Source organism: Aestuariivivens marinum (assembly GCF_022662175.1).
GTDB classification, from domain to species: domain Bacteria; phylum Bacteroidota; class Bacteroidia; order Flavobacteriales; family Flavobacteriaceae; genus Aestuariivivens; species Aestuariivivens marinum.
This window is the reverse complement of record NZ_JAKMCR010000003.1, coordinates 11,622-32,786: the sequence shown is the minus strand read 5'-3', so window position 1 is coordinate 32,786 and position 21,165 is coordinate 11,622. Positions and strand designations below refer to the sequence as shown.

The following is a 21,165-nucleotide window of genomic DNA, read 5'->3' as shown; positions in this document are numbered from 1 at the left end:
ACAATAACTATTCGATAATACCTTCCAAATCAAACAAGAAGGCATAGGTTAACGCCAAGCTTTTGTAACGCTCAAAACGTCCGGAAGCTCCACCATGACCGGTTTCCATATTACAATCCATAATCAGCAAATTATTATCGGTCTTTAACTCCCGTAACTTAGCAACCCATTTAGCCGGCTCCCAGTACTGCACTTGGCTATCCCAGTAGCCCGTAATTACCAAAATATTCGGGTAATCTTTAGCTTCTACATTATCGTAAGGCGAATACGAGATCATATAGTCGTAATACATTTTGTTTTTGGGGTTACCCCACTCGTCAAACTCAAAAGTAGTTAACGGAATAGTTTCGTCTAGCATAGTTGAAACTACATCAACAAAAGGAACCGCAGCTACAACTCCATTCCACATGTCTGGTGCCATATTTAGTATAGCTCCCATTAATAAACCACCAGCAGATCCGCCATAAGCATATAAATGATTATTACTTGTAAATTTTTCATCGATTAAAAACTGGCCAACATCTATAAAATCTGTAAACGTATTTTTCTTTTTTAACAGCTTTCCACTTTCGTACCAATCCCTTCCCATTTCCTGTCCGCCACGAATATGGGCAATAGCATAAACAAAGCCTCTGTCGAGTAAACTTAAACGTGTTGAGTTAAAAGTTGGTTCTGTATTATTACCATAAGAGCCATAGGCATAAAGCAATAAAGGGTTTTTTCCATTTTTTTGTATCCCTTTTTTATAAACTACAGACACTGGAATTTTTGTGCCGTCTTTTGCAGTAGCGTATAAACGCTCTGAGGTATAATTTTCTATAGCAAAAGTAGTATCAACAACTTCCTCCTGCTTTAAAATCTCTTGTTTTTTAGTAGTCATATTGTACTCGTAAGTACTGTTTGGCGTAGTTAATGAGCTGTAACTGTAACGTAAATAATCAGTATCAAAATCTAAATTAGAAGTCGTTGAAGCAAAATATGCGGGATCATTGAAATCAATATAATAATCATCTGTACCGTCCCACTTCATAATTCTAATGGTACGTAAACCATTTTTACGTTCTTCGGCCACCAAAAAGTTTTTAAACAAATCCATCCCTTGAAAGTACACATCGTCCCTGTGTGGCAAAACGTCAATCCAATGTTCTTTTTCGGGTTTATTTACAGGGGTTTTTACCAATTTAAAATTTTTGGCATTAAGATTTGTACGGATATAAAAATGATCTCCATAGTGGTCTATTGAATATTCCAGATTTTTTTCCCTAGGTTGAATTACCCGCCACTCTCCGTTAGGAGTATTAGCATCCAAAACCCTAAATTCTGTCGATAATGTTTGAAAGCTAGCAATTACTAGATAGGCATCAGATTTTGTTTTACCCACAAAACATCTGAAAGTATCGTCTTTTTCCTCGTAAACCACAACATCTTCTGATTGATTTGTACCTATTACATGCCTAACAATTTTATTTTGCCTCAGTGTTTGTGGATCTTTAATGGTGTAAAATACCGTTTTACCGTCATTTGCCCATGCTGCGCTTCCTGCGGTATTACTGAGCTTATCAGAAAGTAGTTCCCCTGTTTCTAAATTTTTAAAATAGATAGTGTATTGGCGCCTAGATACCGTATCGATGCCAAAAGCCAGCAATTTATTGTCTGTACTCACAGAACGACTTCCAAAGCCATAGTATGCATGACCTTTAGCCATTTTTGGCCCATTGAGCATGATTTCTTCCTTAGCACCATTTTCTAATTTTTTTCGGCAATACAGGGCATAATCACCGCCTTTTTCAAACTTCATATAATAAGAATAACCATTATCGCTTACAGGTACAGACTGGTCATCTTCTTTTATACGCGCCACAATTTCGTTATACAATTTATCCTGAAAGCTATCGGTGTGTTCCATAGCCTTATTTAAATAGTCGTTTTCGGCATTTAAATAGTCCAGCACATCTTGGGTTTGTGCGTCTGGAGTATCGGCATTTTTTTGCTCGTCGCTTAAACGCATCCAAAAATAATTGTCAATACGGGTGTCTTTATGAAAGGTCAGCTCCTTTGGACTTTTTTTTGCTACAGGAGTTTCCATAGAAAGATAAGGTTTTGGAGGCTCAATTTGCTTACAAGAAGAAAGTAATAAAACTATGGCAAAAATCGTATACATAAAAGTTTTCATTGGATATTGACTTGTTTTAGTTTTTGCTATAAAGAAACAAAATTTAGTTAAAATAAGATGGTACAAATCAGGAATTAACAGTTTAATTATCAATCGCTTTTAAAGAATCTATCTGTTTTTGAAGACGTCTTATTTCCATCGTCTTTTCATCAACTATTAGAACACTCATAGTGTCCTCAACCGATGGGGCAACTTCTATTTCCTTTATGATTTTGGTAAAATAATACCCAATACCTTCACTGGATCGCCAAGCTTCGTTTAATTGATTATAAACCGTTTTATCCCATTGGCTTGGATGTTTTACATCTATCCAAACCACATCACGGTATTCACTGTCAATCAATACCAAATCGGGTGTGGCAGAACCATCAAATTGTTTTTCATTTCTATCACTTATGGAAGATATAGTCCCCATAAAAAAGAGCCGCTTTTTGCCTGCAATGTCCTTGATATAAGGTCTAAATTCTACGGGAGTATTAGCCGTCCAATCATATTCTTTTCGTGATTCCTGTACCTTTAGCGGCATAGCCGAAACCCCAGCATAGCCTTGTTTTTTAGCTGCATGGTCGTAATAATACAATTTATTTGTTCCATCGGCTGGCACAAAAACACTAAAACTCAAACTGGTACGCTCATCGCCTACTGGTTCCAATCCAAACCAATGATAAAGTCCGTTATAAGCATCAGCATTTGTGGAAGAAAAATCGAAATCGGTAACATAAGGCTGTTGATTTTGGTCTTTGGGCATTTCTGGAATTTTTACAGCCGTTTCCATATTCCAAGGTAATGGATCACTAAATCCGCCCAAAAATTTTAAAGATTCAGCTTGAAGTTGAGATACTTTTTCAGCTAACGTATTCTGACGCGTGAGATAGGAATGGTTTTTCATCTCATCAGGGGGAATATAAGTGCCCTTTCCTATTAATATACGTTCAATATAATCGCTAAAATCATGTTCTCCACTATCAATTACCATAACACCTCCAAATGTTGGATATGGAAATAAAAAACCTTTCCATTTAATTAAACTTACAACTTCTACCCACTTTCCCTCATCACTCTTCATATAGAAGGTATCACTTGGTTCTAGTGTAAAAAGCTGAAAAAAATTAAAGCGTTGTACAACAGCATTATAAGTATTTCTACTAAATTTTAAGGATTCCCCAATAGAAAAGGTAACTGGTATTCTGTTTTCGTTTGAAAACCTTGGAAAAGGTGTCGTGCTGGACACAGCAAAGACTTCTTCGGTATTATCTGTCATCCCCTGCCAAACATATTTTTCAGTGGGCTGTATGGCCATGGTCCATTTATTTTCATTACCTATTCTAACTAAATGGGGTAACGACACGTCCTTAGTTTCTCCCACGCTTTCATTGGCCATTGAAAAAATATTCCGTAAAGGTTGAATACGTTCGTTTTGAGTTAATGGCAATTCGTGTATTTCAATTTTATTAAGGTTATTAAATACGTTATAGGTCTTCATATAGTCGTACATCTTAAAATGCCATCCCAAAGCATAAAAAACTCCAAAAAAGAGCAACAAAGTCCCTAAAGTGACAAGCCTTTTAAATACGCTTACAGCTCGTCTAAATTTCCTAATGCCAAAAAATACTACTAGAAGACTTAAAAGAATGATAAAAATATATTTTCTAACAAACAGTAAAGCCGGTTGGTAATCGTCGCGCAAAACAAATAATGCAATGAGTAAGAGTAAAGCAGCTATAATGGTTATTCTTTTTTGCTTTTTTCCTTTATTCCAATAAGACTTTATCATTTCATGTTTTATTAATACAACCCTCTCCTTGTGACAATCAGGTTCGTTAAATTTAATATTCTTAACGTATGCTATTGATGTATACTCACACTACTTTAAATATCCTTTATCCTTTAACCTATCTCTTGCACTTTTTTCTTCAACTTTTGGTGATTCTGTAGGTGTCTCAACTTGCTCTGGTTCTTCAGTTTTTAAATCAGTTATAAAATCTTTTCCTTTCTCAATAGTTTCATTCACAATATCTTCTAAAGAATCTGTTTTTTCTTCAATAATTTCACTGGATTTGAATATGAAATTAGCCAAATACGTTCCTATTAATGTACCAACAATCATAGATGCAAAAATGGAAATAGTAGTCAAATCTATGGGGATAATAAAACGAAGCACTATAACTCCAATTAAAAACAGGAATCCAATAAACACCAAACGTACTATGAATGTTTGTTTGTATACAAATCCTATTTTGTCATTAGGTTTCATTTGAAGATTTTTTGAATACATCAATTTATTAAAAAATCGATATAAATTATTGCTCTGTGATTCTCGCCAATATATAAATGCTCCAAAAAGAATAGAAGCAATAAAAATGATAAGTTCTAGTGTCATAATTAAAATTTTTAAAGTTGTTGTTTATGCAACTTCTTATAAAATTAGTCTAAACATTTTAAATATTGTTACTTATAGTTTCAACAGCCCAATCCTTAAAGGATTCATCCCATGTTTTAAAGCTTTCATAAAATCCCTCTTTATCATACCAATAGTAAAACAGTAAATCTTTTGGCGAGATATTAACCAACAACTTCCAAATTAAATCCTGATGTTTGGCATCTAACGAGGAATGTGGTTGGTGCAAAGCTTCAAAAAGCTTTTGGTCAATCATATCTGCTATCTTGTAAGTATTGTTTACTTCGGCCTTTTCCAAGTAACGCTCTACCCCCATCACTTTTTTTCGAGATTCCATATCTAATTTATTGAGATAACTTTTATACAGTATTGGATCGTTTAAAATATCTTTTATTGGATGACGTGCGTCATTCAAACATTGAGCCAATTCATACTTTTTGATTCGTTTATAACGTTCGGTTTTAACAACCAAATCCAAATCGTACTCAATAATAAGATGGTCCCGTAACTTATCCATAAGTTCAGGTTGCTGAATGTGAAATATTAGAACGTCATGACTAACATCCTTTATGGCTTCCCTATGCCATTTTTCATCTTCAAAAACTACAATAGGCGTAATAAAATCACGAAGTACATAAACCCCTCCAAAAGCTTTTGTATAAAAGGAATCTGTAGTGTATTGTAACTCATGCATCTCTAAATCGCGATGTCTTAAATCGCCATATTTTTTGGCAGAGTCCAATAATTGTTGGTGCAGGATTTCATCAATAAAATTATTGCCATGATTAAAGGCATCAACCAATTCCATCTGTTCTTTTTGAATACTTACTAAACCATTAATCAAGTGAAAATTAATTGAAACGCTGTTGTATTTCAAAACATCTAGGGGTTCATAAAAGGCATCAATGCCTTGGTCGAAATCTAAACAAATAGCACAGTCACGGGTAATGTCTTTTATTTTTTTTTCATGAATCTTAAAAATAAACTTTATCATATCCCTATCGAACGTATGGAACGGTGAATAGACAGGCTTACCCTTTTGTAATGGTGAAATAATAATACCATGCGGATTGGCCTCTCCGTTATTCAAATAGTGGTTATCGCCTTTCTCTTCTGCAATTTCAGGACTCCACCCAATTCCATCAATATAAAAAGATTTTAATTTTGTTTCTGTAAAACCAAGTTTTAGCAAGCATTTATTATAACGCTCCACTAACTTTCCACTTACAGGAATCAATTCGCTTCTATATAAATTGGCTGTTTTTAGTTTGTCCATTACTTTTATTCCCGAGAAAACAGGAATCCCATAATTTATTTTTAATAATTATTTCGCCTGGATTCACAAAAAACTAGCTTCTAGGCTCTAGTTTCTTGTTTCAAACTTCAATCATTTCTTTAATCTTAATATACTGCAACAACATAATCGTTCTAGCGTCAATAATTTCATTAGTATCAATCATCTTTAACGCTTCCTTAAATGAAAGCTCCAAAACTTCAATTTCTTCATTTTCAATTTCGAGTCCACCGCCAACATAGTGCATTTTATCTCTATCTGAATATTCACCAATAAAAAGATGCACCCGTTCCCTAACGATACCTGGCGATAAAAATACCGTGCTAATATGTGTGACATTGGAAACCTTATACCCTAATTCTTCCTGTGCTTCCCGCATAACACAAGCTTCTGGTGATTCGCCTTTATCTACCGCACCACCACAAACCTCGATGGAATACCCTTGATTAACGCCAGCAACATACACAGGAATTCTAAATTGTTTCGACAGAACCACCTTATTGGTTTGTGGATTATACAACAAAATAGCTACCCCATCACTCTTACCATAAGCTTCATGTGATAAACGTTTCCAGCCACCCTTTTTAAAATAGTAATCGAAATCAATACGTTCCAACTTACCCCAAAACTGGGAAACAATTTTTGTGGAAATGTTCTTTATTCGCTTATTTTTCATGTTCAAACTGCTTTCTGGCCTCTGCTTCTATATTTAGTTGATTAACCTTAGCATCAACCTTACGTTTAAAGTCAGTGTCGGCGATAGTGGCAACATTGTCTAAATAACGTATGACTTCCTGTCTGCGGATTTCTGAAAAATCCAATCCTTTCATGTTAGCACGCATCAATTCCTGAAGCATATTAAATTTGGTGTCGTAATCTTTTTTAAAATAGATCTCTGGGTTCTCAAACCAGTCTTCTTCCAAATCAAAATCGGTTAATCGCAAGGATATAGTACTTTGAATGTTCCTTACATCACGGGATGAAAAGAACGGAAAGGCTTGTTGCATATCTTTATACAACTGAGCATAGAACAAATGCTGATTAGTTTTAAATTGCTGTTCTACTTTATCATAAATCTCATGGACACGGGATTCGACTGGTTTATTGGTTACATTCAAAATTTCACCCATATTTTTTGCCAAGCCTTGATCCTGCAAGTAGCTATAATTTTCAGGCCCCTGCATGTTTACAAAATTAGGCATGGTGTCATCCATTTTTCGCCACCATAAATAATCCTGATCCAAAAAGTCGTGCTTAGTTTTTGCCCCATCAATTTTAAAACGTCCTTGAACTCTAGAAATCACTGCTTTATCCAACATTTCCGGAAGATTAGTAAACAACCCTATGGAACTGTTACCATAATTAACAGCATACGCCCCTTCGGTATATCGCAAAAATACACCTATCACTTCCTTTACGCCTGCAGATACACCTTGTGCGGTGCGTTCCTGCAAATTATTTTCGGCATCGTCTATGGGTGCAAAGATTAGCTTCGTAGGATCCTGTAAAGGTTTCATCCATTCTACCATTTTCTCAGCCGAACCTCCTTGAAAAGTCGATATGAGCGTATCGGGCATGGGATGGAATAAAAATGGAATATCTAAAGTGTCGCAGTGTTCTTTTAAACGTGTTGCAATAGCAGCAATAAGCATACTCTTCCCCGTTCCAGGAATACCATACCCCATAAACACAGGTATAAAACCACCCAATTCTTGAAATGGATTTTTCTTAGTTACAAAGTCGTAACTCAACAAACGCTCGGTTAGCCGTCTTGCAAAATGTTTGGCATCACGGTTACCGACAATCTGCTCAAATTTAATTTTATTGAATTCTACACTTTTAGCTGCGCCCTGGAAGACATTGTTCCAACCTGAAATAGCAAACTCACTTCTTTCTAATTTATAAGTACGGTCCTCAATGGTTTCAGTATATTCGAGTGAACTTTTTCTTAGTTGAATTTCATCGATCAGCGCTTCAAAATACACCACGGTAAAATCAATCACGTCTTTATCGGACATAATGATATCTGGATGCGCCAAATACTTTTCATAATAAAACAAAGCACATGAAATTCCCTTAATGGGTGATAACAAAGACACTTCTGGAATACCGGCAAATTTTTGCTTCATCACACTTAAATCATCTGAAGCATGAGGCTTTAAATCATTTAAAATTTTATAAGCAGTTGAAAACAGCATAAATGCTGTAGCAGTATGCATTTTGCTCTCAAACTCGCGCTTACCATTAGTATCTAATGCCGCTTTATTCTCATTTAAATTAGATAGCCCAGAGGCATCATAATAACTATCCTTAATCCAAATACCTAATATTATTCCCTCCTGAACTGCAAAAAGTGTTTGGTTTAGATAAATGGGAATAGCAACCGAATCGGGTAATAAGCGTTTTTTTAAGGTTAATATGGTCTTGGAAACAGATGTGGTTTCAAACGCGTTCGATCCATTTTTGGCTCTGGATAAATACAGCAAAATAGATTCATCCTTAGCATTCTTATCTCTGTTTTTAGCACGAGAACCCTGCTCCCATTGTACACTTTTTAAATAGGAAGTTGCTTCGTCTCGAAGTACATCGAGTTCTGATAACTTTATAGGAAATGTTGAGTTATGTTCCATTTTTTATGAGTTTTCAATCAAAGTCCCAATTGCTGCACAGCAAACTGAGAATGAGACTGTTTTACTTTTTAATCTGTTCAATACTACTAATTTCAATAGGTGGTTTAGAAAGACTATTTATAATTTCTGGAGTTTTGTTATAAAATAACTGAATAACCCTATGTGGTGCCAATACATTGCATTGTTCTTCAACTTCACCCCATTTTTGAAGTGTTTGCTTACTAAAAAAATGCCCCTCTTCAAATTCACTTTTAGATTTAACTTCTTCAATTTTCATGGAAATAGCATAGGATTCTAATGGGATTTCTTTTTTTCCGATGCTTTCCAAAATGACATGAGTCAATTCGTTCTCATCCTTTGCAAATACATTATGAATAGGACCCAAATCAATACGCTTAATATATTTGGGCGATACTTTAGGTAAGCGCCTATCTATTGCATAAGCCATTGTATCCAAACTCATGTCTCGATCTGCTATATTCCTTAATGCTTCATAAATTTTACCTTTGTAATCATTTATATCGCCATCATAATCAAAATACATATAACAAATAAACGGACGGTTATGTGAGACATCATAAAAACTCCAACTTGTTAAAAACTTAGTTTTATTGTTTTTTGAATTCCTTAAGATTTTACCCTGTACAAAACGATTGAAAATATAATCCTTATTAACCGAAGTGTAGTATACAATTGACGCAGCTTGAAACAACTTGTTCTTTTTTATAGGCTTTTTATAATGCATCAAAGTATCTAAAAATTCAGCCTTTAAAGTCTCTATTGGTTTAAGTTTGTGCAAGTGGTCTTCACGCAAACCCAAATCGTTAAACAAATACCTAAATTCCAAATAATTAGGAAATCCCGAATCGGTTAAATCAACCTTCATATTACTCTCTTCATCATACATATACTTTATGCGCATGGCTTCGATGGAATACAACAACAAATCACAATACTGCTTGAACAACAGCACCTCATCCTGGTTACATAAGTTTTGCCTTTGAACAACAACAATCAATTCTTTTAGAGCAAAATCTATCATCTTATGATAAAAAACATATTGCTGTTTAGAATCCAATATAGCTGAATCTAAGGGTGTAACGATGTGGTTTATGGACATGTATTAATTAACAATTAAAATAAATAGTTAATAATTGTAGATTTAAATAATGTGAAATGTCTTTGAGACATCCAAGTAAAGTATTTATGACAATAAATCGTCTTCTCCTATTTCTGGTTTAGGATTTTCATTTGGTTCACCTTCTCCTCCTGAGGGTTTATTAACATCGGCTTTATAGTAATCTTCAAAAAGTTCTTTCATATCGATACCGTAACGCTCAGCGAAATTCTTTTGAATTTCACTATCCTTCGCACGAATTTCCTGTAATGCCTCAGCATAACTACTATAAACACCTTGCATCACTTTTTCATGAACTGGTATGTTATCCATCATATCCTGGCGGGCTTTGGCGCTGGCTGTATGCATAGCTGCTAAGGTTTCACCAATATGCTCATCGGTTTTAACACCTAAATGCTCTAAAATAGCTGCAAACTCTTGATCTGTTCTTGCTTTTAAAGCCACAACATAGCCATCGTAATATTTTAGACGTTCTTCTGTATCACTTTTTAATTTGGCACGATGTGTTTGCAAATTACTACGTAAAGATGTTAATACTTTAATGGTTAAATTATGCTTATGTACAAAACTGTCTTTACTAGCTGCCAACGTAGTATACGCGTTTTTTAAACCTTCAAGTTCTTCTACTTTCTGCTCAAGTTCAGTTACTTTACCAATGGCTTGGGCATATTCTGCAGACTGCTTATCTACAATATCTTCCAATTCCTGACGTGCTTGTTTCAATAAGGCGTATTGTTCTTCTAGCTTCGATTCTACTTCTTTCTTCTTTTCAAGAGCCTTTGTGTGATTTTTTGTGGCTTCAACTATAGCATCCTGCAACTTGTCCTCTACCTCTTTAATCTCTACCTCACGATCTTTTAAACGTGTTACTGCTGCCTGTGATTTATAGGACAGCTCGCTCAAAAGAGTTTGAACATCGGCTTTTTCTATTCGTTCTTGAAACATGGCTTTAGCTTTGTTATCTGCTGCTGCACGTATTTTTTCGGCTTCTTTAAGAGATTCCTGAGCCTTTTTTATTTTACCCTTACGGCCCCATAAATTGTTCCACCATGTATCTGGTTTAGCTTCGGCATCTTCCAATTCAATCCGTGCACGCTCCAACGCTTTTTGGGCATCGTCGATTACTTTTTGCTCTGTGGCATTTAGTGATGAGAATTTTTCAAAAATAATACCTACTTCGTCTTGATAATCGGTTAGATCCTTTATAGCGTCCAATAGTGTTGTTCTATCCTTTTCTGCCATATGCACCACATCATCAAGTGTAGCATTTAGTATTTTTTGACGTACTTCGGGATCATCTTCTTGAGATAACTTGGATTTCATGGTATCAATAGCCTTACCCCAGTTAACATCTACTTTCTCTGTTTTATCATTGGAAGAGGTTTCTAATAAATCAAAATCATCAGACATAGTGTGGTTTGTGTTTTAGGTTGAACAAATTTATTAACAAGCAATTTCTATAAAAAAAACCATTTCTAAAAGTAAAAGGATAGTAAGTTTTAGATTTTTATTTTAAAAATATGTTGCTCTATACTATACGTATACTTAGTTAAGTAAACGTTACACTTCCTTGTCAATTTTGGGTAATTTGTTGGACAATAGGTGTAGAAATCACTTCATAAAGTGTTTTTTTATTGTTGCTTTGCGAGTATTAATAGTATATATTTGTTAGAATATATTTACATTAATAAATTAATTATTTTGTATAATTTGTCCTTAATACTAGAAATTGACCAATCTGATATTGTTACTATCCTCATCATAGTATTAGTGTTTTTTGGAATTCTATTGCTGCTGGGTATTAGAAAATCCTATAAACTAAAAAAGGAAAACGAGCGTCTTAATAATTTGAAGGATTTAGAAATAGAAGACGATAAACCTTATCAAGACTTTACTGAAGGGCATATGTATCAAAGCAGAAATGATAAAACTTAGCAAATTGAAAATTTGAACATAAAAAAAACCGCATTCAATAAGAGTTGCGGTTTTTTTATGTACTATCTCACCAACTTTTTATATTTAATACGTTTTGGTAATAAATCACCACCCAAACGTTTCTTTTTATTCTCTTCATAATCACTAAAACTACCTTCAAAGAAATACACTTGACTATCACCTTCAAACGCTAAAATATGAGTACAAATTCGATCTAAAAACCAACGGTCGTGACTAATAACAACCGCACAACCCGCAAAGTTTTCTAACCCTTCTTCTAATGCTCTTAATGTATTGACATCTAAATCATTGGTAGGCTCATCTAAAAGCAAAACGTTGCCCTCTTCCTTAAGTGTCATAGCCAAATGCAAACGGTTACGTTCACCACCAGAAAGCAATTTCACCTTTTTGTTTTGCTCACTTCCAGAAAAATTAAAACGACTCAAATATGCTCTGGAATTAACTTGTCGACCACCCATCATAACCAACTCTTGTTCATCACTAAAGTTTTGCCAAATGGTTTTTTCGGGATCGATATTGGAATGGCTTTGATCTACATAAGCAATTTTAGCTGTATCACCAACAACAAACTCTCCTTTATCTGGAGTCTCCTCACCCATAATCATTCTAAAAATAGTAGTTTTACCAGCACCATTGGGACCAATAACACCCACAATACCTGCTTGCGGCAATTTAAAGTTTAGATCTTCATATAATAATTTGTCTTCATACCCCTTACTAACACCACTGGCTTCTATAACATTGGTTCCCAATCGTGGCCCATTGGGGATATATATTTCCAATTTTTCGTCCAATTGCTTTTGATCCTGACTTAATAATTTATCATAATTGCTTAAACGGGCCTTTTGCTTTGCCTGACGGCCTTTAGGCGCCATACGAACCCATTCCAACTCTCGCTCGAGAGTCTTTTGTCGTTTACTGGCTTGCTTTTGTTCCTGCGCTAGGCGTTTTGATTTTTGGTCTAGCCAAGAAGAGTAATTCCCCTTCCAAGGAATACCTTCTCCTCTATCCAATTCCAAAATCCAACCTGCTACATTATCCAAAAAGTACCTGTCGTGTGTAACTGCAATTACGGTACCTTTGTATTGAGCCAAATGATGCTCCAACCAATGAACTGATTCAGCATCCAAATGGTTGGTAGGCTCATCCAATAATAATACATCGGGCTCCTGGAGTAATAGGCGACACAATGCTACACGTCTACGCTCGCCTCCTGAAAGAACTCCAATTTTTTTATCTCCTTCGGGTGTACGAAGCGCATCCATAGCAATTTCAAGCTTGGTATCCAATTCCCAGGCATTAGAGGCATCAATTTGATCTTGAAGCTCGGCCTGCCTATTCATTAATTTTTCCATTTTATCTGGATTGGAATACACTTCTTCCAACCCAAACATATCATTGATTTTGTTATACTCGTCCAAAATAGCCACTGTTTCTGCAGCACCTTCCTTAACCACCTCAAGTACCGTTTTTTCATCAGCTAATTGGGGCTCTTGCTCCAAATAACCAACGGAATAACCTGGTGAGAAAACCACATTTCCTTGGTGGTTTTTGTCTACCCCTGCAATAATTTTTAAAAGTGTAGATTTACCTGAACCGTTAAGTCCTAAAATACCTATTTTGGCACCATAGAAAAAACTGAGATAAATATTTTTAAGCACAGGCGTATTGGCACTTTGAAATGTCTTGGTAACTCCAGACATTGAAAAAATCACTTTTTTGTCATCGCTCATTATACTCTTCCCTTTAAAGCATTAAACACCCAAGCATTAGCTAAAAAACCAATACCAACCGAAGCAAATCCCCAGCCTGCTATTTCATCATATCTAAAAGCTCCTAAGGCTATTAAAGCCAATCCTACAAAAATCATTATCCATGTGGCCCAAGCCAATACAGTATTTTTATTCATTGCCATAATCTTTTTATTTTGTTTTACCGTAATGACAAATATCGCATTTTTAAATAAAAAACATCCAACTTAGTGGATGTTTAATTATTCTATTAAGACTTACTTGACTTAGAAATTCATAGGTACTTCAATAAGCAGTAAACCTGAATTATCATTAGCAACAACTTGAAAGGTCTCTGTTTCAGAAATCCCGATGGCATCTCTTGTCCCTAAAGTATTGTTGCCTATAGTAATATTTCCGTAAACATTCATGACATAAACTCCCGAATTCGAATATTTTAATTGGTATTCAAAAGAGTTATCTTTATCCATATCAATTCTTGAAATCACAGCATCCTGATGGATTTTTAAACTGCCAATATGATTGTCTTCCATTGAAGTCACCAAAGTTTGCAACTTATTTTTTCTGTTATCTTCACTAAAAGCTTTTTGGTCATATCGAGGTTTTACATTTGATTTATTGGGAATAATCCAAATTTGAAAAAGGCTCAAATGCTCTGTATCGGAACCATTTATTTCAGAATGTTGAATACCAGTACCTGCACTCATAACCTGAACTTCACCTGGTAATATTGGCTGCCATGCATTATGCATATTGTCGCGGTGCTTTAAAACACCTTTTAGTGGAATAGTAATAATTTCCATATTATCATGTGGGTGCGTTCCAAAACCCATTTTTGGTGCAATAACATCATCATTTAAAACACGTAAAGCTCCAAAATGAATTTTCTCTGGATTATAAAAATTTGCAAAACTAAACGAATGGTTTGCCTGTAACCACCCATGATTTGCATAACCTCTGCTATTGGCTTTATGAACTATAGTTTTCATGTTAATTTCCTTTATTCTTTAATTTATCTAATTTTATCTAGCAAGTCACTTAGGGTTGAGGCTTCTTCTTCGGTAAGGTTTTCTAAAAGATTTTCATTAAAATCCTTGGCTATAATGTCTAATAAATTCAATCCTTGAGACGTAATTTCAATGTGTACAACCCGCCTGTCGTCTGCACATGCCAACCTATTTATCAATTGTTTTGCACAAAGCTTGTCCATTAATCGTGTGGCATTAGGAGCTCGCTCCACCATACGTTCTTTTATAGTTTGAACTTTGATAGGTTTTCCTGCTCCTTTTAAAATCCTAAGAATATTGAATTGCTGAGGAGATATACCAAAGGGTTTGAAAAATTCATTTTGGTGGCTGTTTATCCAATTGGCGGTATAAATTATATTAATTAATGCTTTTACCCTATTGTTCACAAATGTAGAATTAATATCTTTCGATATATCTCCCATACTTCCTGTTTTAAATTTAAATGATTAGCAATTAGTTTTAGAAACTAATTTAAATGTTTCTTGGAATTTTTTTACTTTTGATTTTAACTCCATATCCAATTCACTATTTACAATCTTACCTTCAGAAAAATTTTTGTAAAACAAGGGAAAAGAAAACACATCCACTATATCTGCGTCATGCCTAGGAAATCTATCTTGAGCAATATCCAAAACTGATTTAGCCCCTCGCTTACCATCTGATGCTCCCATTAATAGCATAGGTTTACCAAAAAAGGTTTTACCTTCAATTCTAGATATCCAATCCAATAAGTTCTTAAACGCAGCTGTATAAGCACCATTATGTTCTGCAAGTGAAACGATAATACCATCAGCAGATTTTATTTGCTCCAAAAATCTATACGCATTATTTGGATGACCAAACTCTTTTTCCTTATCTACACTAAATAATGGAAGCTCGTAATCGTTCAAATCTAAAATATCCATCTTGGAATTTTCTACCAACCTAGCAGCATAAGTTACCAATTGCTTATTTATGGATTGCCTGCTATTACTTCCTGCAAAAGCTATTATTTTATTCATATCTCACTTAATTTATAATGCAAATATAGTAGAAATAAATTTATATTCCAAGGAATATATTTCCATGATATATAATTTATGATTTAATTAACATAGTGAATGTGAAATTTTGAAACTTTCGTACTTTAGCAACAAACAAAACACCTATGGACATTAACTTCAATAAAAACGAAGATTATAACAAACTGCTTCTATCAGAACTAAAATCTAAACTTCTTAAGGTAAAATTAGGAGGTGGGAAATCCCGTATTGAAAAACAACATGCCCAAGGCAAAATGACCGCTAGAGAGCGTGTTGATTATTTATTAGATGACAAAAGACCATCATTAGAAATAGCTGCCTTTGCTGGGGAGAACATGTATATAGATCACGGGGGTTGTCCATCTGGCGGTGTTGTTGTAAAGATTGGTTATGTTAAAGGCAAACTGTGTGTGGTAGTTGCAAATGATGCTACAGTAAAAGCAGGTGCTTGGTTTCCTATTACTGGTAAAAAGAACTTAAGAGCTCAGGAAATTGCCATAGAAAATAAATTACCTATTATTTATCTTGTGGACTCAGCCGGGGTGTATTTGCCCATGCAAGATGAAATTTTTCCCGATAAAGAACATTTTGGTCGTATTTTTAGAAACAATGCCGTTATGAGTAGCTTGGGTATTACACAAATTGCTGCCGTTATGGGCAGCTGTGTTGCTGGTGGAGCTTATTTACCTATTATGAGTGACGAAGCTTTAATTGTAGATAAAACCGGAAGCATTTTTTTAGCAGGCAGTTATTTGGTAAAAGCAGCTATTGGTGAAACTATTGATAACGAGACCCTAGGAGGTGCTACTACTCATTGTGAAATTTCCGGTGTGACCGATTATAAGGCTAAAAACGATAAGCACGCTTTAGATACTATTAAAAATATCGTTGATAAAATTGGAGATTACAACAAGGCGGGTTTTAATAGAATTGAACCACAAAAACCCAAAGACAATCCCAAAGATATTTATGGTCTTATCCCTAAATCTAGAGCTGACCAATACGATATGCACGAGGTTATAAAACGCTTAGTGGATAATTCTGAATATGAAGAATACAAGGCTGGCTATGGCCAAACCATAATTACCTGTTATGCTAGAATTGATGGCTGGGCGGTAGGTATTGTGGCTAACCAGAGAAAATTGGTAAAAACTAGACAAGGTGAAATGCAATTTGGCGGGGTTATTTATAACGACAGCGCCGATAAGGCGACCCGATTTATAGCCAATTGTAACCAAAAAAAGATACCACTAGTATTTCTACAAGATGTTACTGGGTTTATGGTGGGCAGCAAAAGTGAACATAACGGCATTATAAAAGATGGTGCCAAAATGGTTAATGCGGTAAGTAATTCTGTGGTTCCAAAATTTACTGTTATTGTTGGCAATAGTTACGGTGCTGGTAATTATGCCATGTGTGGCAAAGCATACGATCCTCGTTTAATAGTATCTTGGCCAAGTGCAGAATTAGCTGTTATGGGGGGTAATAGTGCCGCAAAGGTATTATTGCAAATTGAAAAAGCATCTTTAGAAAAACAAGGTCAAAATATTACTTCTGAAAAGGAAAAAGACTTGTATAACAAAATAAAAGCACGTTACGATAATCAAGTCTCCCCTTATTATGCTGCAGCCCGTATTTGGACCGATGCAGTAATAGACCCGTTAAACACCCGAGAATGGGTTAGCATGGGTATTGAAGCCGCTAACCACTCACCTATTGAGAAACCTTTTAATATGGGATTATTGCAAGTATAATTTTAAAATCTCGTCTCTTTTTTGTATCTTTTTGATTGAAAACCAACACTTTCAATCATGGGAACAATAAAAACTTTAAACAAGTGGGCCAATGCACACACGTATTTACCTTTAGATTTGTTGCGCATTGCCCTAGGCGTATTTTTATTTATTAAAGGCATAAATTTTATGTCGGACTACACAATACTCATGACCCTTTTCAAGCCCCTAGAAAGTCTGGCTGGTGGTATGTTAGTCATACACTACGTAGCACCTGCACATTTTATAGGTGGAATTTTAATTGCTTTTGGCTTATTGACCAGATGGGCTATTCTAGCTCAAATTCCTATTTTAATTGGCGCCATTGTTATTAATTTTGCTGGAGAAATGATAGTTAACAATTTAATCTTGGCTATTATAACCCTTTTCGTAGCAATATTTTTTGTTTTCTACGGTTCTGGAAAACATTCTGCCGATTATTATTTGAAAATGCAGCAGTAGATTTGTCATTTGAAATCTCCCGAGCAACTCGGGAGATTGAATAAATAATTATTTCGTGATTGAAATTAGTCACTTCGTTCTAGTTGTTCCAAATGAATAATCTATTAAAGATTTTGATACGATTGCACTAATCGTATAAATTCTGCACGGTATCCATCTTTATCTTCCCCTCTTCCCATATTAGCCAAAGCAATTACATCATCTATTGTAGTATCATTACAGTATTTAGACTGGCGTAATTGCATACCAAATAGTGCTACAGCAGATGCGAAATTCAAGTCTGAATGTGAAAGAGTTATTTCATCCTTCTGTATGTGAAACATTTCTATACTTTTATCTTCACTTGGTTTTTTATATCTAAATTTAACGGTAAACAGTTCATTTGAAAAATTAGAATCGATTTGTGATTTGGTATATTTTAAATCGGATACATCTTTTAAATAATCACTTTTAACACCAACTGGAATTACTTCATAAAGAGCTGTTACTGTATGGCCACTACCCAACTCTCCAGCATCTTTTGTGTCATCAATAAAATCCTCATCATTCAACAACCGGTTTTCATAACCAATTAATCGGTATGCCTGAACTTTATTGGGATTAAATTCAATTTGAATTTTAACATCTTTAGCAATGGTAAATAACGTACCCCCAAATTCTTTCCCAAACACCTTTTGGGCTTCTTGCATATTATCAATATAGGCATGATTACCATTGCCTTTATCAGCTAAAATTTCTAATTTTGAATCTTTATAATTACCGTAACCAAATCCTAAAACCGATAAAAATACTCCTGATTTTCTTTTCTCTTCAATTAATCGTTTCATGGCATTGTCACTTGAAGTTCCCACATTAAAATCACCATCTGTTGCTAAAATAACTCGGTTATTACCATTTTTATTAAAATTCTTTTCAGCCAACTTATAAGCCAGCTCAATAGCAGCACCACCAGCTGTAGATCCTCCAGATTGCAGATGATCTAATGCTTCAACGATTTTTTCTTTATACTTGCCCGAAGTAGGTTCTAATACAACACCTGCAGCTCCAGCATATACAACTATAGATACCTTGTCCTTTTCCCTAAGTTGATTGACTAAAAGTTTAAATGCTTGTTTCAACAAGGGCAATTTATTTTGGTCTGCCATAGAACCTGAAACATCTATTAAAAAAGTAAGACTAGATGCTGGCAGTTCTTCATTTAAAAATGTTTTGCCTTGAAGTCCTATTCTCACCAGTTTGGTTTTGTTATGCCAAGGTGTCTTAACTACTTCTGTAGTTATTGAAAATGGATGTTCCCCTGTTGGTTGTGGGTAGTTATAATTAAAATAATTAATCATTTCTTCTATCTTAACGGCATCTGGGTTTATAGTCATTCCGTTATTAATCATACGACGTATATTGCTGTAGGATGATTTATCAACATCTATTGAAAATGTAGATAATGGAGCAAGTAATGTTCTCTCAAATGCATTCTCGATAATTGCAGCATAACTTTCTGAATTTTCAATCCTGTAATTACCTTGGTGAGTTGTGATAACAATACAGCCCCCTTTGGCAATCTTTCCAAATTTTTTCTTAGCTTCTGCATTATCATATTTTACTTCACTATCTATATCATTAATAGGTAAGTTTTCAATAATATGATTATGTTCTTTTTTTATAGGTATTCCATCAACTATATATAAAGGTGTTTTATTAAGGTTTGTATTTGAATTTACCATTTGAACACCAGTTAGCCCGCCTTGCACTGGAACAGATTGAATTTGATAAGCTAATTGATTGTGATAAGCCTTTCGCTTTTGTCGTTTGAGTTGGGAAGCTGTTACAGTCGTTACAGAATTTGTTAAACTCCTTCTATTTTTTATACCATATCCCACAACAACTACTTCCTCTAATTTTGAAACATCCGCTTTCAAAGTTACCAAAATAGTATAAAGCTTTCCCACTTTACGCTCCTCGGTAACATATCCAACAAAAGAAAACACTAAAACATCTGTGTCTTTTGCTTTTATTTCATAAAGACCATCAAAGTCTGTTTGAGTCCCTTTATTCGTTCCCTTAATCATAATTGAGGCTCCTGGCAAAGGAAGTCCAGATTCGTCAGTGACCGTGCCTACTATTTTTCGCTCTTGGGCTTGAACTTGAATTGAAATTACCAATATCAGAAACATATTAAATAGTGTCTTCATAACTACAGATTTTAAAGTTTAGTTTAAAACTAATCCCTACAATTATGAAAAAAAAATAACAATGAGTGAAGCGTCCCTATGAATGAGTCAACCTATTATTTTAATAAATTCAAGGTTTTAATACGCTGTATTTTACCTGTTGTAGTTTCAACAAATTTTGGAAGTCTAAAAATTTGTTTAGGCATTTCATATTTATGAAGTGACTTTAGGTTTTGAATTGCACTAAATAGTTTAGCTACATCCAATGCTTTATCCTCTACTAAAAGTACAACTTGATCTCCTAATTGTTCATTTGGCATGGAAGCAATAAAAAAACGCTGATTAATTATATTGGAAAGCTTTTGTTCTATTTGTTCTGGTATAAATTTAATACCCCCTGAATTAATAACATTATCATACCGACCCAACAATTCAAACGAAGTTTTGGAGTGTAACTTTACAATATCATTGGTAACAATCGGCTTATCAGTAATTTTAAGCGCATCAATAACCAAACATTCCCTTTCATCCTGAGAAACAGTAACATTTGGCAAGGTTTCAAAATATGTGTTGGAAACCTGCTTTGATTGGGCAAAATGGTTTAGTTTCTTCACAGCTATATGGGTAACCGTTTCCGTCATGCCATAAGTCTCATAAGCATAAACCTGTTTGTTTTCGAGCTTTCTCCTTAATGCATGACTAACCTTTCCCCCTCCAATAATCAAAGTATCTATTTTATTAACATCTACTAATGATTTCTCAACTTGAAATGGTGTCATTGCTGAAAATTGGTAGGTTTTGTTTATTCCCAGCAAAGGTGAAGAACTGGGTTTCACTACATCTAATTTAAGCCCTAAAATAATAGCCCGAATTAGCATCATTCGTCCTGCAATAAAATTAGAAGGCAAGCAATGTAAAGCCGTATTTCCTGGTTTTAAATTAAAAAAATCTCCCGTAGCTAATGCAGAATGTACCATGGCCTGTTTTTTAATCTTTATAGACTTAGGGAACCCTGTAGACCCAGAAGTGAGGACCAAAACATAATCCTTATGATCAAGCCAGTCTAATAAAAAAACGCCTAAGTATTGTTGGTAAGGCTCCCCTTCCTTAACAAAACTGTACGCCACTTCATTAAGATCTTTATAAGAATAATATATACCGTTAAGTTCAAATTTTAGGTGTACATTTTTAAAATTAGGAGTCATAATTACTCAACAATGAACTAGGATGCAATATTTTGTACTACTTTAACCTCAAAATTAATGAATTATATAACGAGAATAAAATTTATTACTCAAAAGGAGAGCATGTCAAACCTTATTGCAAAATATTTCTTAATGAAAAATCATAATTGAAGAAACTCTATCTCTGTC

At 34.6% G+C, this 21,165-nt stretch carries 18 protein-coding genes; 3 read left to right on the top strand and 15 right to left on the bottom strand.

From position 1 onward, the window contains the following. Positions 1–7: 7 nt before the first annotated feature. The 8 genes from MR053_RS09465 to MR053_RS09430 form a co-directional block, all read right to left on the bottom strand. On the bottom strand, positions 8–2,173 hold the full coding sequence (locus MR053_RS09465) for a S9 family peptidase (RefSeq protein ID WP_242132205.1): 2,166 nt from the start codon (positions 2,171–2,173) through the stop codon (positions 8–10). Between the two features lie 82 nt (positions 2,174–2,255). Beyond that, the gene (locus tag MR053_RS09460; RefSeq protein ID WP_242132204.1) at positions 2,256–3,947 is read right to left on the bottom strand and encodes a hypothetical protein; all 1,692 of its coding nucleotides are present in this window, start codon (positions 3,945–3,947) and stop codon (positions 2,256–2,258) included. A 90-nt stretch (positions 3,948–4,037) separates the two neighbouring features. Beyond that, entirely contained in the window at positions 4,038–4,553 is a 516-nt protein-coding gene (locus tag MR053_RS09455; RefSeq protein ID WP_242132203.1) for a hypothetical protein, read from the bottom strand. Positions 4,554–4,611: 58 nt separating this feature from the next. After that, on the bottom strand, positions 4,612–5,847 hold the full coding sequence (locus MR053_RS09450) for a DUF6638 family protein (protein WP_242132202.1): 1,236 nt from the start codon (positions 5,845–5,847) through the stop codon (positions 4,612–4,614). Positions 5,848–5,947: 100 nt separating this feature from the next. Next, the gene (locus MR053_RS09445; RefSeq protein ID WP_242132201.1) at positions 5,948–6,541 is read right to left on the bottom strand and encodes an NUDIX domain-containing protein; all 594 of its coding nucleotides are present in this window, start codon (positions 6,539–6,541) and stop codon (positions 5,948–5,950) included. Further along, entirely contained in the window at positions 6,531–8,495 is a 1,965-nt protein-coding gene (locus MR053_RS09440) for an AAA family ATPase (protein ID WP_242132200.1), read from the bottom strand. Before MR053_RS09440 ends, MR053_RS09445 begins: the two co-directional genes overlap by 11 nt. 61 nt (positions 8,496–8,556) lie before the next feature. Next, positions 8,557–9,615, bottom strand: a complete 1,059-nt coding sequence (locus tag MR053_RS09435) for a hypothetical protein (RefSeq protein ID WP_242132199.1) — start codon at positions 9,613–9,615, stop codon at positions 8,557–8,559. 84 nt (positions 9,616–9,699) lie between these two features. Then, on the bottom strand, positions 9,700–11,043 hold the full coding sequence (locus MR053_RS09430; protein WP_242132198.1) for a coiled-coil domain-containing protein: 1,344 nt from the start codon (positions 11,041–11,043) through the stop codon (positions 9,700–9,702). Positions 11,044–11,343: 300 nt separating this feature from the next. On the opposite strand from MR053_RS09430, the gene MR053_RS09425 reads away from it, so the two are divergent. Beyond that, positions 11,344–11,568 (top strand): hypothetical protein, encoded by a 225-nt coding sequence (locus MR053_RS09425; RefSeq protein WP_242132197.1) that lies wholly within the window; start codon positions 11,344–11,346, stop codon positions 11,566–11,568. A 62-nt stretch (positions 11,569–11,630) separates the two neighbouring features. Here MR053_RS09425 and ettA read toward each other — a convergent pair whose 3' ends face one another. From ettA to MR053_RS09400, 5 genes are all read right to left on the bottom strand, one after another. Beyond that, positions 11,631–13,322, bottom strand: a complete 1,692-nt coding sequence (gene ettA / locus MR053_RS09420) for an energy-dependent translational throttle protein EttA (protein ID WP_242132196.1) — start codon at positions 13,320–13,322, stop codon at positions 11,631–11,633. Then, positions 13,322–13,504: a CAL67264 family membrane protein gene (locus MR053_RS09415; protein WP_223548118.1), complete on the bottom strand. Its 183-nt coding sequence runs from the start codon at positions 13,502–13,504 to the stop codon at positions 13,322–13,324. Before MR053_RS09415 ends, ettA begins: the two co-directional genes overlap by 1 nt. 102 nt (positions 13,505–13,606) lie before the next feature. Beyond that, positions 13,607–14,329 carry a pirin family protein gene (locus MR053_RS09410; RefSeq protein WP_242132195.1) on the bottom strand — a complete coding sequence of 241 codons (723 nt, stop codon included), beginning with the start codon at positions 14,327–14,329 and terminating at the stop codon, positions 13,607–13,609. Between the two features lie 23 nt (positions 14,330–14,352). Further along, positions 14,353–14,790 (bottom strand): MarR family winged helix-turn-helix transcriptional regulator, encoded by a 438-nt coding sequence (locus tag MR053_RS09405; RefSeq protein ID WP_242132194.1) that lies wholly within the window; start codon positions 14,788–14,790, stop codon positions 14,353–14,355. 24 nt (positions 14,791–14,814) lie between these two features. Then, positions 14,815–15,369, bottom strand: a complete 555-nt coding sequence (locus MR053_RS09400; RefSeq protein WP_242132193.1) for an NADPH-dependent FMN reductase — start codon at positions 15,367–15,369, stop codon at positions 14,815–14,817. 146 nt (positions 15,370–15,515) lie between these two features. Here MR053_RS09400 and MR053_RS09395 point away from each other — a divergent pair, with 146 nt between their 5' ends. Both MR053_RS09395 and MR053_RS09390 read left to right on the top strand, forming a co-directional pair. Next, complete coding sequence (locus MR053_RS09395) at positions 15,516–17,144, top strand: acyl-CoA carboxylase subunit beta (RefSeq protein ID WP_242132192.1); 1,629 nt, start codon at positions 15,516–15,518, stop codon at positions 17,142–17,144. A gap of 57 nt (positions 17,145–17,201) precedes the next feature. Next, positions 17,202–17,624 (top strand): DoxX family protein, encoded by a 423-nt coding sequence (locus tag MR053_RS09390; RefSeq protein WP_242132191.1) that lies wholly within the window; start codon positions 17,202–17,204, stop codon positions 17,622–17,624. Between the two features lie 104 nt (positions 17,625–17,728). Here the strand turns inward: MR053_RS09390 and MR053_RS09385 are convergent, their stop codons facing one another. Beyond that, a complete protein-coding gene (locus tag MR053_RS09385) occupies positions 17,729–19,813 on the bottom strand; it encodes a vWA domain-containing protein (RefSeq protein ID WP_242132190.1) in 2,085 nt (694 codons plus the stop codon). Positions 19,814–19,908: 95 nt separating this feature from the next. Continuing rightward, positions 19,909–20,997 carry an AMP-binding protein gene (locus MR053_RS09380; RefSeq protein WP_242132189.1) on the bottom strand — a complete coding sequence of 363 codons (1,089 nt, stop codon included), beginning with the start codon at positions 20,995–20,997 and terminating at the stop codon, positions 19,909–19,911. Positions 20,998–21,165 lie beyond the last annotated feature (168 nt).